The organism is Ectopseudomonas khazarica (genome assembly GCF_004521985.1).
GTDB lineage: Bacteria > Pseudomonadota > Gammaproteobacteria > Pseudomonadales > Pseudomonadaceae > Aquipseudomonas > Aquipseudomonas khazarica.
Genome location: NZ_SBHZ01000009.1, coordinates 75,799 through 90,418 on the forward strand (window position 1 = coordinate 75,799; position 14,620 = coordinate 90,418).

Below are 14,620 nucleotides of genomic sequence, written 5' to 3' on the forward strand. Positions count from 1 at the left end.
CCGCGGACTCAAGCTTTCGGGAATCGCTGGAAACGCCCCGCGTTTCTACACGCCCCCTTGCGCCGGCAACTGCCAGCAGGCAATACCGAACTGGCCAAGCATCTCGGCAGTTTCGCACAGCGGCAGCCCCACCACCGCCGAATAACTGCCCTGCACACGGTTGACGAACACCGCCGCCAGGCCCTGGATACCATAACTGCCGGCCTTGTCGCAGGGCTCGCCACTGGCCCAGTAGGCCGCGATCTCCGCCTCACCGAGGGTGCGGAAACTCACCTCGCTGCTCACCACCCGGGACGACTCCCGCCCGGCACCCACCAGGGCGACTGCGGTCATGACCTGATGGCTGCGACCGGACAAACTCAAGAGCATCTCGCGGGACTCGGCGAAGTCGGCCGGCTTGCCGAGAATGCGCCCATCCAGCACCACCGCCGTATCGGCCCCCAGGACCACGGCATCGGCCCGCTCGCCCAGGGCACGCAGCCCCGCACGCGCCTTTTCCAGCGCCAGGCGCTCTACATAGACTGCAGCAGGCTCGGCTGGCAACGGGGTTTCATCTATCGAGGCGATTTGCGTGACACATGGCACAGCGATCTGGGCCAGCAGTTCACGCCGACGGGGCGAAGCGGAGGCCAGGAACAGCTCGGCCATGCGGGTATCTCCGTTGGCGAACCGCGACCAGCCGTGCGGCGGGCCGCGCTCAGTTGACGTTGAGGCGCAGGTGCAGACCACGCAGGATGGCGCAGATCCACGGCCAGAGCAGGGCACTGACCAGCGCCGGCAGGATGAAGGCCAGGGTCGGCGGCCGACTGCCGGTCAGCGCATTGAGCCACAGCTGAACCAGCTGGGCCAGACCGAACACCACCATCAGCACCATGCTCTGCTGCCACATGGGAAACATGCGCAGACGCTGGTGCAGGCTCAGCACCAGGAAGGTGATCAACGTCAGGATCAGCGCGTTCTGCCCCAGCAACGTGCCGAACAGCACGTCCTGCGCCAGGCCCAGAACCCAGGCGGTGGTCATGCCGACACGGTGCGGCAGGGCCAGCACCCAGTAGGTCAGCACCAGCGCGACCCACAGCGGGCGGCCGATCTGCATGAACTCGGGCAACGGCGAAACACTGAGTAACAAACCCAGGGCGAGACTGAGCCAGATCACCCAGCCATTGCGAGGCTGCACGCCAACCATCAGTTCGTCTCCTCTGCGCCAGCGTCCGCAGCCGGCACCTGCCCGTCCGCGGGTGCCTGCTCGCCCTGTCGCGCCTGCTCGGCCTCACGGTCGGCGGCTTCCTGCGCCACGGCGGAGTCGTTGGCGCGCTGTTCGGGGGTACGCCGGTCGGAAAACACCAGCAGCAGATAGCGGCTGCGATTGAGCGCCGCAGTGGGCACCGCGCGAACGATGGCGAACGGCTGGCCGGAGTCATGGATCACTTCCTTGACCGTGGCCACCGGATAGCCCGCCGGGAAGCGCTGGCCCATGCCGGAGCTGACCAGCAGATCGCCTTCCTTGATGTCCGCGGTATCCGCCACGTGGCGCAGCTCCAGGCGCTCGGGGTTGCCGGTGCCGACGGCAATGGCGCGTAGGCCGTTGCGATTGACCTGCACCGGAATGCTGTGGGTGTTGTCAGTGAGCAGCAGCACCCGCGAGGTGTAGGGCATGATCTCGACCACCTGGCCCATCAGGCCACGGGCATCGAGCACCGGCTGGCCGAGGAACACGCCGTCCTTCTCGCCCTTGTCGATGAGAATGCGGTGGGTATAGGGGTTGGGGTCGACGCCGATCAGCTCGCTGACCAGTACTTCGTCATCCACCAGTGCGGCGGAGTTGAGCAATTCGCGCAGGCGCACGTTCTGCTCGGTGAGGGCCGCCAGCTTCTGCAGGCGGCGCTGCAGCAGCAGGGCCTCGGCCTTGAGCTTCTCGTTCTCGGCCATCAGCTCGCTGCGCGAGGAAATCTGCTGGGTCGCGCCATCCCAGGCCCGCACCGGCAGGTCCGCCAGCCAGTAGAACGGTGTCAGCACCAGGCCCATCTGACTGCGCACCGGCTTGAGCGCCTCGAAGCGGGCATCCACCACCATCAGCGCAGCCGACAGCACCGCCAGCACCAGCAGGCGGATGCCCAGCGAAGGACCTTTGGCGAAGAGCGGCTTAATGACCTGCTCCTTGTGCGCCACGAGGGCGGAAAGCGCGCGAATTCATGCGAAGGGCAAACCGATCTGGCGAAGGTTGAGGCGAGTGTACTGCAATGCTCGAATATGCGCGTGCCGCCCGGAGGCGGCACGACAGCGAGCCCCACGACAGGCGCTTACTCGGTGGAGAGCAGGTCCATGGCGTGGCGATCCATCATTTCCAGCGCCTTGCCGCCGCCACGGGCGACGCAGGTCAGCGGGTCTTCGGCGACGATCACCGGCAGGCCGGTTTCCTGGCTCAGCAGCTTGTCCAGGTCGCGCAGCAGTGCGCCACCACCGGTCAGCACCAGGCCGCGCTCGGCGATGTCCGAGGCCAGCTCGGGCGGCGATTGCTCCAGCGCGCTCTTCACCGCCTGGACGATGGTCGCCAGGGATTCCTGCAGCGCCTCGAGCACTTCGTTGGAGTTCAGGGTGAAGCTGCGCGGTACGCCCTCGGCCAGGTTGCGACCGCGAACGTCGACTTCGCGGATCTCGCCGCCCGGGTAGGCGGTACCGATTTCCTGCTTGATGCGCTCGGCGGTACCTTCACCGATCAGCGAGCCGTAGTTGCGGCGCACGTAGGTGATGATGGCCTCGTCGAAGCGGTCGCCGCCGACGCGGACGGACTCGGCGTAGACCACACCGTTGAGGGAGATCAGGGCGATCTCGGTGGTGCCGCCGCCGATATCGACGACCATCGAGCCACGGGCTTCCTCTACCGGCAGGCCGGCACCGATGGCGGCGGCCATCGGCTCTTCGATCAGGAACACTTCACGGGCACCGGCGCCCAGGGCCGATTCACGGATGGCACGGCGCTCGACCTGGGTCGACTTGCACGGCACGCAGATCAGCACGCGCGGCGACGGCTGCAGGAAGCTGTTCTCGTGCACCTTGTTGATGAAGTACTGCAGCATCTTCTCGCAGACGCTGAAGTCGGCGATCACGCCATCCTTCATCGGCCGAATGGCGGAGATGTTGCCAGGCGTACGGCCGAGCATGCGCTTGGCCTCGGTGCCGACGGCCACGACACTCTTCTGGTTGCCGTGGGTGCGGATGGCGACCACGGACGGTTCATTCAGGACAATACCGCGCTCGCGCACATAAATAAGGGTATTGGCAGTTCCCAGGTCGATAGACAGATCACTGGAAAACATGCCACGCAGTTTCTTGAACATTAGGAAGGGACCCTAGGCAACGCGTGGGTAAAAAAGTGCGGCAAACTCTAACAACGGCAGGGATTTTGAGCAAGGCGGCAATATGGTAGATTGCCTGTTTTTCCGGGCCTTGTAGCTGCACATCGCGGCCTTTGACCGCCGGCTCGCGACATCCGTTCCCTACAGGCGACGCGGGATGCCCGAGCGCAGCAATTGGCAGACACCCGCCCCGTCACACTTCCACTGGAGACCCCCCAATGGCGCTTGAACGCTCCGAGGTGGAAAAAATCGCCCACCTGGCCCGCCTGGGCCTGAATGACGGCGATATTCCGCAAACCACCGAGACCCTGAACAACATCCTCGGCCTGATCGACCAGATGCAGGCCGTCGACACCCAGGGCATCGACCCCCTGGCCCACCCGCTGGAAGCCACCCAGCGCCTGCGCGCCGACGTGGCCACCGAGGGCAATCAGCGCGACGCCTACCAGGCCATCGCCCCGGCCGTGGAAAGCGGCCTGTACCTCGTGCCGAAAGTCATCGAATAAGGAAAGGGCTGACATGCATCAACTGACCCTGGCCGAGATCGCCAAGGGCCTCGAGGCCAAGCGATTCTCCGCCGAAGAACTGACCCGCAGCCTGCTGGCGCGCATCGAGCAGCTCGATCCGCAGCTCAACAGCTTCATCACCGTCACGCCCGAACAGGCGGTCGCCCAGGCCCAGGCCGCCGACGCCCGCCGTGCCGCTGGCGAGAACGGCGCCCTGCTCGGTGCGCCGATCGCGCACAAGGACCTGTTCTGCACCGAAGGCGTGCTGACCACCTGTGCCTCGAAGATCCTCACCGGCTTCAAGGCGCCGTACAACGCCACCGTGGTCGAGAAACTGGCCGCCGCCGGCGCTGTCACCCTCGGCAAGCTGAACATGGACGAATTCGCCATGGGCTCGGCCAACGAATCCAGCCACTACGGCCCGGTGAAGAACCCCTGGGACACCAGCCGTGTACCGGGCGGTTCCTCGGGCGGTTCGGCGGCTGCGGTCGCCGCACGCCTGCTGCCGGCCGCCACCGGCACCGACACCGGCGGCTCGATCCGCCAGCCGGCGGCGCTGACCAACCTCACCGGGATCAAGCCGACCTACGGCCGCGTCTCGCGCTGGGGCATGATCGCCTACGCCTCCAGCCTCGACCAGGGCGGCCCGCTGGCCCGCACCGCCGAAGACTGCGCGCTGCTGCTCGGCGCCATGGCCGGTTTCGACGCCAAGGACTCCACCAGCGTCGACCAGCCGGTGGATGACTACCTGGCCGCCCTCGCCCAGCCGCTGGCCGGCCTGCGCATCGGCCTGCCGAAGGAATACTTCGGCGCCGGCCTCGACGCGCGCATCGGCGAGAAGGTGCTGGCCGTGGTCGAGGAGCTGAAGAAGCTTGGCGCCAGCGTCAAGGACATCAGCCTGCCCAACCTGCAGCATGCGATCCCGGCCTACTACGTGATCGCCCCGGCGGAAGCCAGTTCCAACCTGTCGCGTTTCGACGGTGTGCGCTTCGGCTACCGCTGCGAGAATCCGCTCAACCTCGAAGACCTGTACAAGCGTTCGCGCGGCGAAGGCTTCGGTGCGGAAGTGAAACGCCGCATCATGGTCGGCACCTATGCGCTGTCGGCCGGCTACTACGACGCCTACTACATCAAGGCGCAGCAGATTCGCCGCCTGATCAAGAACGACTTCGTCGCTGCCTTCAATGACGTCGACATGATCCTCGGCCCGACCACGCCGAACCTGGCATGGAAACTCGGCGAAAAAGGTGGCGACCCGGTGTCGGCCTACCTCGAGGACATCTACACCATCACCGCCAACCTCGCCGGCATCCCCGGCCTGTCGATGCCAGCCGGCTTCGTCGATGGCCTGCCGGTGGGCGTGCAGCTGCTCGGCAACTACTTCCAGGAAGGTTGCCTGCTCAACATCGCGCATCAGTACCAGCAGGTGACTGACTGGCACAGCCAAGCACCGAGCGGCTTCTAGGCCATGGCGCAGCCATGCAGCCTTTTCCCCTCTCCCATTCATGGGAGAGGATGGCGCGCAGCGCCGGGAGAGGGCTGGATGACGCCACACAGGATTGAGGAACACTAAAGATGCAATGGGAAACAGTGATCGGGCTGGAGATTCACGCTCAGCTCAGCACCCAATCGAAGATCTTCTCGGCCAGCGCCACCACTTTCGGCGCCGAGCCCAACACCCAGGCCAGCCTGGTTGACCTCGGCATGCCCGGCACCCTGCCGGTGCTCAATGCCGAAGCGGTGCGCATGGCCTGCATGTTCGGCCTGGCGATCGACGCCGAGATCGGCGAGCGCAACGTCTTCGCGCGCAAGAACTACTTCTACCCGGACCTGCCCAAGGGCTACCAGACCAGCCAGATGGATCACCCCATCGTCGGCAAGGGCCACCTGGACATCACCCTCGAAGACGGCACCGTCAAGCGCATCGGCATCACCCGCGCGCACCTGGAAGAAGACGCCGGCAAGAGCCTGCACGAAGACTTCCACGGCATGAGCGGTATCGACCTCAACCGCGCTGGCACGCCGCTGCTGGAAATCGTCTCCGAGCCGGACATCCGTTCGGCCAAGGAAGCGGTCGCCTATGTGAAGTCGATTCATGCCCTGGTGCGCTACCTCGGTATCTGCGACGGCAACATGGCCGAAGGCTCGCTGCGTTGCGACTGCAACGTCTCCGTGCGCCCGAAAGGCCAGGAAGCCTTCGGCACCCGCGCCGAGATCAAGAACGTCAACTCCTTCCGCTTCATCGAGAAGGCCATCAACCACGAGATTCAGCGGCAGATCGAGCTGATCGAGGACGGTGGCAAGGTGGTCCAGGAAACCCGCCTGTACGACCCGAACAAGGACGAGACGCGCTCCATGCGCGGCAAGGAAGAAGCCAACGACTACCGTTACTTCCCCTGCCCGGATCTGCTGCCGGTGGTCATCGAACGCAGCTTCCTCGATGACCTGCGTGGCCAGCTGCCGGAACTGCCGGTGCAGAAGCGCGAGCGCTTCGAGAGCCAGTTCGCGCTGTCCGCCTACGACGCCAGCGTGCTGAGCGCCAGCCGCGAGCTGGCCGACTACTTCGAAGCGGTCGAGAAGACCTGCTCCGATGCCAAGCTGTCGGCCAACTGGGTGATGGGCGAGCTGTCCAGCCTGCTGAACAAGGAAGGCCTGGAAATCGAGCAGTCGCCGGTGTCCGCCGAGCAACTGGGCGGCATGATCCTGCGCATCAAGGACAACACCATCAGCGGCAAGATCGCCAAGATGGTCTTCGAAGCCCTGGCAGCCGGTGAAGGCACCAGCGCCGACGAGGTGATCGAGAAGAAGGGCCTCAAGCAGGTCACCGACTCCGGCGCCATCGAGGCGATGCTAGACGAAGTGCTGGCGGCCAACGCCGAGCAGCTCGAGCAGTACCGCGCAGCGGACGAAGCCAAGCGCGGCAAGATGTTCGGCTTCTTCGTCGGCCAGGCCATGAAGGCCTCCAAGGGCAAGGCCAACCCGGGCCAAGTGAACGAACTGCTGAAGAAAAAGCTCGAAGGTTGAGCCTCGACCCACCGAAACGACGCCGGGCTTGCCCGGCGTCTTTCTATCTGGAGATACCGCGATGATGACCCGTAGCCCGGATGCAATCCGGGAGCCCGCAACGCCCAGGATTGCATCCGGGCTACAGACCTGCGCCTTGCTCGGCGCGCTGGTCCTGCTCGGCGGCTGCTCCACCTTCGGCGGTAGCGGCGGCAGCGAAACCGGCAAGGCCTCCTATTATGGCCAGGCGCACCATGGCAAGCGCACCGCCAGTGGCGAGCGCTTCGACCAGCACGCCCTGACCGCCGCGCATCGCACCCTGCCCTTCGGCACACGGGTACGCGTCACCAACCTGAACAACGAGCGCAGCGTGGTGGTGCGCATCAACGACCGCGGCCCGTTCGTGCGCGGGCGCATCATCGATCTCTCCCGTGCCGCCGCCGAGCGCCTGGACATGCTGCGTGCAGGCGTGGTGCCGGTTCGGCTTCAAGCGCTGGACTGACGAACAATTGGCAACAAATACCTTGCGTAATCTCTGGCGGACACGGACGCCATCGCTACACTAGCCGCACTTTTTCGGAGCCTCCCTGTAATGACCCTGATGACTTTCGTCTACCTGATCGCCGGCCTGGTGTTGCTGGTCGCCGGCGCAGAAGTACTGGTACGCGGCGCCGCCAAACTGGCCGCGCAGTTCGGCATTCCCCCGCTGGTGATCGGCCTGACCGTGGTGGCCTTCGGCACCAGCGCCCCGGAGACGGCGGTCAGCGTGCAATCGGCCTTCAACGGCAGTGGCGACCTGGCGATCGGCAACGTGATCGGCAGCAACATCGCCAACGTCCTGCTGATCCTCGGCGTGACCGCACTGATCGCCCCGCTGATCGTTTCGCGCCAGCTGATCCGCCTGGACGTGCCGATCATGATCGGCGCCAGCCTGGTGGTCTACGCACTCGCCTGGGACGGCCAGCTGAGCCGTCTCGATGGCGCCCTGCTGTTCGCGGGCGTGATCACCTACACCGTCTTCCTGATCTACAGCAGCCGCAAGGACAAGGGCGGCGAAGACGATGAGTTCGCCAAGGAGTTCGGCCTCGACGAGCCGGCCAAGCCCTACGCCTGGGCCGTCAACCTCGGCCTGCTGCTCGCCGGCCTGGCGCTGCTGGTGGGCGGCTCCAACCTGCTGGTCGACGGCGCCGTGCAACTGGCCCGCGCCCTGGGCCTGTCGGAGCTGGTGATCGGCCTGACCGTGATCGCCATCGGCACCTCGCTGCCGGAACTGGCCACCTCGATCATCGCCGCCTTCAAGGGTGAGCGCGACATCGCCGTCGGCAACATCGTCGGCAGCAACATCTTCAACCTGCTGTGCGTCCTGGGCCTCGCCTCGCTGGTCTCGCCGAACGCCATCCCGGTGGCCGCCAACGCGCTGGCCTTCGACTTCCCGGTGATGATCGCCGTGGCCTTCGCCTGCCTGCCGATCTTCTTCAGCGGCTATCGCATCAACCGCTGGGAAGGCTTGCTGTTCGTCGCCTACTACGTGGCCTACACCCTCTATGTGGTGCTGTTCGCCACCGGCCGCCCATTCGCCCAGAGCTTCGGTGACGCAATGATCGGCTATGCGCTGCCACTGACCGCCATTACCCTGGTGATCATCGCCGGGCGTGCCTGGCACAAGCAACGCGGCCAGGAGATCTGAACATGAGCGAGAACCACGAGCGCGGCCTGCAGGTACGCCGCGAAGTCATGGGCGAGGCGTTCGTCGAGCGCGCCCTGGGCAATGCCACCGAGTTCAGCCAACCCCTGCAGGACTTCGTCAACGAACACGCCTGGGGCGGCGTGTGGACGCGCAGTGGCCTGCCACGCGCAACCCGCAGCCTGATCACCCTGGCCGCGCTGACCGCACTGAAGTGCCCGCAGGAGCTCAAGGGGCACGTGCGCGGCGCGCTGAACAACGGCTGCACCGTCGAGGAAATCCGCGAAACCCTGCTGCACTGTGCGGTCTATGCCGGTGTGCCGGCGAGCATCGATGCCTTCCGCGCAGCCCAGGAAGTGATCGACGACTACCAGCGCAACGCCTCGTAGGAGCCGCCTTGCCGGTGCTCCATCGAGCGCCGGCCACGACCGGCTAGACCCAGCCCCCCCACTGCAACAGCAGCAGACCGAAGTTGGTGGTCAGCACCGCCGCCAGGGTGGTGATGACGATGATCGCCGCCGCCAGCTCATGGTTGGCACCGACGGCCCGGGCCATGACGAAACTGGCCGCAGCCGTCGGGCTGGCGAAGTAGAGAAAGAGAATCGCCAGGTCCGCATCGCGAAAACCCAGCAGCCAGGCGCCGGTGGTGCTCAACAGCGGCAGCCAGACCATCTTCATCAGGCTCGAGCCGATGGCCGTGCCGCTGCTGCGCTGCAGCGAGGCCAGGCTCAGCGTGCCACCGATGCAGATCAGCGCCAGCGGCAGCGTCATCTGTGCGAAATACTCCGCCGAGGTGAGCAGCCACTGCGGCAGGGCGATCTTCCAGTAGGCGAAAGGCACGGCCAGCAGCACGCCGATGATCATCGGGTTGCTGACGATGCTGCGGGCGATGGCCCGCATGCCGGTTTTCGCCCCCGGGCTGTAGATGGCCAGCACGACGGCCGAGAGCGCGTTGTAGCAGAGGATCACCAGCGCGGCGAGCACCGAACCGAGGGACAGCCCGTAATCGCCATACATGCTGGTGGCCAGCGCCAGCCCGACGATACCGTTGTTACCGCGAAAGGCACCCTGAGTGTAGACGCCACGGTCGACGAACGGCACGCGCCAGACGGCCCAGCCCCAGGCCAGGAAGAAGCTGGCCACCGTAGCCAGCACGTAGTAGGTCAGCAGCCCCGGCTGCAGCGCCGCATCCAGGTCGGCCTTGATCACCCCGAGAAACAGCAGGGTCGGCATGGTGCCGCGAAACACCAGGCTCGAGGCGGTATCGATGAAGGCGCCGTCGATCCAGCGCACGCGCTTGAGCGCCACACCGAGAAACAGCATGGCGAACACCGGGGCGGTGACAGCGAGGGTTTGTGCAGCGACGGCGAGCATGAAGGCACCGATGCAGTTGTACGACAACGCATGTTAGCCGGCTAATGTTTATGCTGCTACCGGTAAATCGGGTGGCCACCTGCGGCGGCCATGAAGCGAGGCCCGGAACCGCTCCGGGCCAATGGCCTCAGCGGCGTACCGGGCGCTTCTGCAACTTGCGCTGCAAGGTACGACGGTGCATGCCCAGCGCGCGGGCCGTGGCGGAGATGTTGCCCTCATGCTCGGCCAGCACACGCTGGATGTGCTCCCACTGCAGACGGTCGACCGACATCGGGTTTTCCGGCACCAGGCTGTCCAGGTCGGCATGCTCGGAGAGCAAGGCGGTCAGCACGTCGTCGGCGTCGGCCGGTTTGCACAGGTAGTTGGCGGCGCCACGCTTGATCGCCTCGACGGCGGTGGCGATGCTGGAGTAACCGGTGAGCAGCACCACGCGCATCTCGGCATCCAGCTCCAGCAGCTTGGGCAGCAGGACCAGGCCGGAATCGCCTTCCATCTTCAGGTCGACCACCGCGTAGTCGGGCAGGTCTTCCTTGGCCATCGCCAGGCCTTCCTCGGCGCTGGACGCGGTGGACACACGCAGGCCTCGGCGGCTCATCGCGCGCGCCATCACACGGGTGAACGTCGGGTCGTCGTCGACCAGCAGCAGATGGGGCTGCTCTTCACCTTCGAACAGGGATTCTTCGCTCATGCAGGTTTTCCTTGTCAGGCCACGCCATAGGCTCGCGGCAACTTCAATTCGGTGAGGGTGCCGCCATCCTCATGGTTATACAACTTAACCGTACCACCGGCACGGGTCACGCTGGCCTGGCTGAGGAACAGACCGAGCCCGAAACCCTTGCCCTTGGTGGTGAAGAACGGCCGCCCCAGCTGTTCGGCAATGGCCAGCGGGACGCCGGCGCCATGGTCGCGGATGCTCAGGCGCAACCACTGGTGATCCCAGTCCAGACGGATGTCGAGCTTGTCCGGGCAGGCGTCGGCGGCGTTGTTCAGCAGGTTGAGCAGCGCCTGGGTAAGGTCGGCCGGCGGCATGATGCGCGGCGCCGTGCCACGCCCCAGGCACTGGTAGCGGTAGCTGGCCTCGGGGCGCATCAGGTGCCAGCGATTGAGGGTGGTTTCCAGCCACTCCACGCAGGACTGCTCCACCACCGCCTGGCGCCGGTCGTTCTCGGCCGCCCGCACCAGTTGCTGCAGGGTGTACTTGCACAGCTTGACCTGCTCCTGCAGCAGGGCCAGGTCGTCCTGCAGGGCGGGCTTGTCGCGGTGTTCCTGGCGCAGCTCCTTGAGCAGCACGCTCATGGTGGCCAGCGGCGTACCCAGTTCATGGGCGGCGCCCGCAGCCTGGGTGGCCACGGCCAGCAACTGCTGGTCGCGCAAGCTCTCCTCACGGCGCTCGGCACGCAGCTCGTCCTGGCGCCGCAGTTCCTCGGCCATCTTGGCGACGAAGAAGGTGATCAGCGCAGCGGCCAGGGCGAAGCTCAGCCACATGCCATAGACCAGCAGGCTCTCGCGCGCCGCCGGCAGTTCCAGTGGGTGCGTCCACACCAGCAACAGGGTGTAGCCCGCCAGCGCCATCCCCGCCAGCACGATGGTGAACAGCCAGGGCAAGGTGGCCGCAGCGATGGTCAGCGGCACCAGGTAATAGGAAACGAAGGGGTTGGTCGAGCCACCCGAGTAATACAGCAGCACGCTGTGGATGATCAGGTCGCAGCCGAGCTGCACGGCGTACTCGACCTCGGTGACCGGCCAGGGACCGCGCAGACGCAGCGCCGTGCCCACGCAGAGCAGCAGGGAAATGCCGAGGGTGATCGACAACTCGCACCAGGGCAGCGCCAGCACGCCCGACTTGTACGCGAGCCCGACGGAGCCGGCCTGGGCGGCGAGCACGAGAATACGGATGAGGGTCAGGCGCCAGAGATTCTGGCGGCTGGCGGACAACAACTGCACGGGTTCGAGCATGGCGACTCCAGTCAATGGAGCGAGTATAACCAAGCCTGGCGCGGCCTTCCGCCGCTGCGGCAACCGGACGCACGCCTGTTCGGCGCGGCTGTGCGGCCTGAAAAAAACCTGAACCGGGTTTAACCCGGATGGTCATCTGTCTTCGTCTAACCTCGGGAAACGGCCATCAAGGCCACTGAAAAAGGAACTGCACATGCTCACCATGCCCCGTATCGCCTCCGCCATCGCCCTGACCATCGCCGGCCTGGCCAGCAGCGGCCTGCTGGCCGACGAAGCGCGCTACAACCAGATTGCCCTGCGTGCCGAGGTGAACCAGGAAGTCGCTCATGACCTGATGCACGTCACCCTGTACACCGAGTCGCAGAATGCCGACCCGGCCAAACTGGCGGCGGAGATCACCAGCACCCTGAACAAGACCCTGGAGCAGGTGCGCCAGGTAAAAGGCGTATCGGTCAAGCTGGGCAGCCGCCACAGCTACCCGGTCTATGACGACAAGGGCCAGAAGATCACCGCCTGGCGCGAGCGCGCCGAAGTGCGCATGGAGAGCGCCGACTTCGCCCGCCTGTCCTCGCTGACTGGTGAGCTGCTGCAGTCGATGAAGATGGGCGGCATGGACTTCAGCATCGCCAGCGACACCCGCAAGACACGCGAGGACGCCATGCTCAAGGACGCCGTGGATGCCTTCAAGGCCCGTGCCCAGCTGGCCACCCAGGCGCTCGGCGGCAAGGGCTACAAGCTGGTCAGCCTGAGCCTGAACACCGGTGGTTTCCAGCCGCCGATGGCCATGCGCGGCTTCGAGGCGAAGAGCATGGCGATGATGGATTCCGCCCCCACTCCGCAGATCGAAGCCGGCACCAGCCAGGTGACCGTGAGCGCCGATGGCGTCATCGAAGTGCAGATGCCCTGACCCGCGCCCCGCGACAAAGCAGCGCCGTTGTCGAAAGATAACGGCGTTTTGCTATCTCTTCCCGACAAAAGTTCATAAATGCGACAGCGAGTTACACCCGTGTAGCGCTAACCCTTTTTACGCCACTTGCGCACTTGCCTCAGGCACACGCCCTGCATAGCTTGCCAGGAGGCCCCCACAAGGGGCTCCTCAAAAACAAGCAAAACAACGATGAGGTCATGATGCGCAAGAACGCCGTTATCCAGGCTTTGCTTACCGCTGGGCTGATCGCCAGCGCCCCCCTCGCCAGCGCCGCCAACCTGGTTTTCTGTTCCGAAGGCAGCCCCGCCGGATTCGACCCGGGCCTGTACACCACCGGTACCGACTTCGATGCCGCTGCGGAAACCATCTTCAACCGTCTGACCCAGTTCGAGCGTGGCGGCACCAAGGTCGAGCCCGGCTTGGCCGAGAGCTGGACGGTCTCCGACGACGGCCTGGTCTACACCTTCAAGCTGCGTCCCGGGGTGAAGTTCCACACCACCGACTACTTCAAGCCCAGCCGTGAGTTCAACGCCAACGACGTGCTGTTCACCTTCGAACGCATGCTCGACAAGGACCACCCCTTCCGCAAGGCGTACCCCACCGAGTTTCCCTACTTCACCGACATGGGCATGGACAGCAACATCGCCAAGCTGGAGAAGCTCGATGACATGACGGTGCGCTTCACCCTCAACCAGGTCGACGCCGCGTTCGTGCAGAACCTGGCGATGAGCTTCGCCTCGATCCAGTCCGCCGAATACGCCGACCAGCTGCTCAAGGCCGGCAAGGCCTCCGACATCAACCAGAAGCCGATCGGCACCGGCCCCTTCGTGTTCAGCCGCTACCAGAAGGACGCGGTGATCCGTTACAAGGGCAACAAGGACTACTGGAAGCCCGACGACGTGAAGATCGACAACCTGATCTTCGCCATCAACACCGACTCCTCGGTGCGCATGCAGAAGCTCAAGGCCGGCGAATGCCACGTCACCCTGTTCCCGCGTCCGGCGGACATCGAGTCGCTGCAGAAGGACCCCAACCTGCAGATGCCCGAGCAGGCGGGCTTCAATGTCGGCTATATCGCCTACAACGTCACCCACCCGCCGTTCGACAAGCTGGAAGTACGCCAGGCGCTGGACATGGCGGTGAACAAGCAGGCGATCCTCGACGCCGTCTACCAGAAGGCCGGACAGCTGGCCGTCAATGGCATGCCGCCGACCCAGTGGTCGTATAACGAGGACATCAAGGACCCGGCCTTCGACCCCGAGAAAGCCAAGGCGCTGCTCAAGGCGGCGGGCGTCAAGGAAGGCACCGAGATCACCCTGTGGGCCATGCCGGTGCAGCGCCCGTACAACCCCAATGCCAAGCAGATCGCCGAGATGCTGCAGGCCGACTGGGCCAAGATCGGCATCAAGGCGCGCATCGTCAGCTACGAGTGGGGCGAGTACCTCAAGCGTGCCAAGGGCGGCGAACATGACGCCATGCTGATCGGCTGGAGCGGCGACAACGGCGACCCGGACAACTGGCTGGGCACCCTCTATGGCTGCGATGCGGTCGACGGCAACAACTTCTCCAAGTGGTGCTTCGAGGACTACGACAAGCTGGTCAAGGCTGCCAAGCGCACCACCGATGTGGCCGAGCGCACCGAGCTGTACAAGCAGGCCCAGGTGATCCTCAAGCGCGAAGTGCCGATCACCCCGCTGGCACACTCCACCGTGTACCAGCCGATGCGCAAGGAAGTGCACGACTTCCGCATCAGTCCGTTCGCGCTCAACTCCTTCTATGGTGTAAGCATCGACAAGTGATGCATGCGGCGCCC

At 65.2% G+C, this 14,620-nt stretch carries 15 protein-coding genes; 8 read left to right on the forward strand and 7 right to left on the reverse strand.

Annotation, left to right across the window (positions count from 1 at the left end):
- Nucleotides 1–45 precede the first annotated feature (45 nt).
- The 4 genes from EPK82_RS13460 to mreB all read right to left on the reverse strand — a co-directional run bounded on the left by EPK82_RS13460 (nt 46) and on the right by mreB (nt 3,338).
- Entirely contained in the window at nt 46–648 is a 603-nt protein-coding gene (locus tag EPK82_RS13460; protein ID WP_134676881.1) for a Maf family protein, read from the reverse strand.
- Nucleotides 649–697: 49 nt separating this feature from the next.
- On the reverse strand, nt 698–1,186 hold the full coding sequence (gene mreD / locus EPK82_RS13465) for a rod shape-determining protein MreD (RefSeq protein ID WP_037046434.1): 489 nt from the start codon (nt 1,184–1,186) through the stop codon (nt 698–700).
- Complete coding sequence (gene mreC / locus EPK82_RS13470) at nt 1,186–2,112, reverse strand: rod shape-determining protein MreC (RefSeq protein ID WP_394346203.1); 927 nt, start codon at nt 2,110–2,112, stop codon at nt 1,186–1,188. Before mreC ends, mreD begins: the two co-directional genes overlap by 1 nt.
- Before the next feature lie 188 nt (nt 2,113–2,300).
- Complete coding sequence (gene mreB, locus EPK82_RS13475) at nt 2,301–3,338, reverse strand: rod shape-determining protein MreB (RefSeq protein WP_013714086.1); 1,038 nt, start codon at nt 3,336–3,338, stop codon at nt 2,301–2,303.
- Nucleotides 3,339–3,574: 236 nt separating this feature from the next.
- On the opposite strand from mreB, the gene gatC reads away from it, so the two are divergent.
- The 6 genes from gatC to EPK82_RS13505 all read left to right on the forward strand — a co-directional run bounded on the left by gatC (nt 3,575) and on the right by EPK82_RS13505 (nt 8,938).
- Nucleotides 3,575–3,862, forward strand: coding sequence for an Asp-tRNA(Asn)/Glu-tRNA(Gln) amidotransferase subunit GatC (gatC, locus tag EPK82_RS13480; RefSeq protein ID WP_134676883.1), 288 nt, complete (start codon nt 3,575–3,577; stop codon nt 3,860–3,862).
- A 13-nt stretch (nt 3,863–3,875) separates the two neighbouring features.
- Nucleotides 3,876–5,327: an Asp-tRNA(Asn)/Glu-tRNA(Gln) amidotransferase subunit GatA gene (gene gatA / locus EPK82_RS13485; RefSeq protein WP_134676884.1), complete on the forward strand. Its 1,452-nt coding sequence runs from the start codon at nt 3,876–3,878 to the stop codon at nt 5,325–5,327.
- 110 nt (nt 5,328–5,437) lie between these two features.
- Nucleotides 5,438–6,886 (forward strand): Asp-tRNA(Asn)/Glu-tRNA(Gln) amidotransferase subunit GatB, encoded by a 1,449-nt coding sequence (gene gatB, locus EPK82_RS13490; RefSeq protein WP_134676885.1) that lies wholly within the window; start codon nt 5,438–5,440, stop codon nt 6,884–6,886.
- 61 nt (nt 6,887–6,947) lie between these two features.
- On the forward strand, nt 6,948–7,367 hold the full coding sequence (locus EPK82_RS13495) for a septal ring lytic transglycosylase RlpA family protein (protein ID WP_037046415.1): 420 nt from the start codon (nt 6,948–6,950) through the stop codon (nt 7,365–7,367).
- 90 nt (nt 7,368–7,457) lie between these two features.
- On the forward strand, nt 7,458–8,552 hold the full coding sequence (locus EPK82_RS13500) for a calcium/sodium antiporter (RefSeq protein ID WP_134676886.1): 1,095 nt from the start codon (nt 7,458–7,460) through the stop codon (nt 8,550–8,552).
- A gap of 2 nt (nt 8,553–8,554) precedes the next feature.
- Complete coding sequence (locus EPK82_RS13505) at nt 8,555–8,938, forward strand: carboxymuconolactone decarboxylase family protein (RefSeq protein WP_037046408.1); 384 nt, start codon at nt 8,555–8,557, stop codon at nt 8,936–8,938.
- A 43-nt stretch (nt 8,939–8,981) separates the two neighbouring features.
- On the opposite strand, the gene EPK82_RS13510 is transcribed toward EPK82_RS13505, so the two are convergent.
- The 3 genes from EPK82_RS13510 to EPK82_RS13520 all read right to left on the reverse strand — a co-directional run bounded on the left by EPK82_RS13510 (nt 8,982) and on the right by EPK82_RS13520 (nt 11,879).
- The gene (locus EPK82_RS13510) at nt 8,982–9,923 is read right to left on the reverse strand and encodes an AEC family transporter (protein WP_134676887.1); all 942 of its coding nucleotides are present in this window, start codon (nt 9,921–9,923) and stop codon (nt 8,982–8,984) included.
- 127 nt (nt 9,924–10,050) lie between these two features.
- Entirely contained in the window at nt 10,051–10,611 is a 561-nt protein-coding gene (locus tag EPK82_RS13515) for a response regulator transcription factor (protein ID WP_047587309.1), read from the reverse strand.
- A gap of 14 nt (nt 10,612–10,625) precedes the next feature.
- A complete protein-coding gene (locus EPK82_RS13520; protein WP_037046403.1) occupies nt 10,626–11,879 on the reverse strand; it encodes an ATP-binding protein in 1,254 nt (417 codons plus the stop codon).
- A 193-nt stretch (nt 11,880–12,072) separates the two neighbouring features.
- Between EPK82_RS13520 and EPK82_RS13525 the strand changes: the two genes are divergently transcribed.
- Entirely contained in the window at nt 12,073–12,786 is a 714-nt protein-coding gene (locus EPK82_RS13525; protein ID WP_134676888.1) for an SIMPL domain-containing protein, read from the forward strand.
- Between the two features lie 221 nt (nt 12,787–13,007).
- On the forward strand, nt 13,008–14,606 hold the full coding sequence (locus tag EPK82_RS13530) for an ABC transporter substrate-binding protein (protein ID WP_134676956.1): 1,599 nt from the start codon (nt 13,008–13,010) through the stop codon (nt 14,604–14,606).
- Nucleotides 14,607–14,620: the final 14 nt, after the last annotated feature.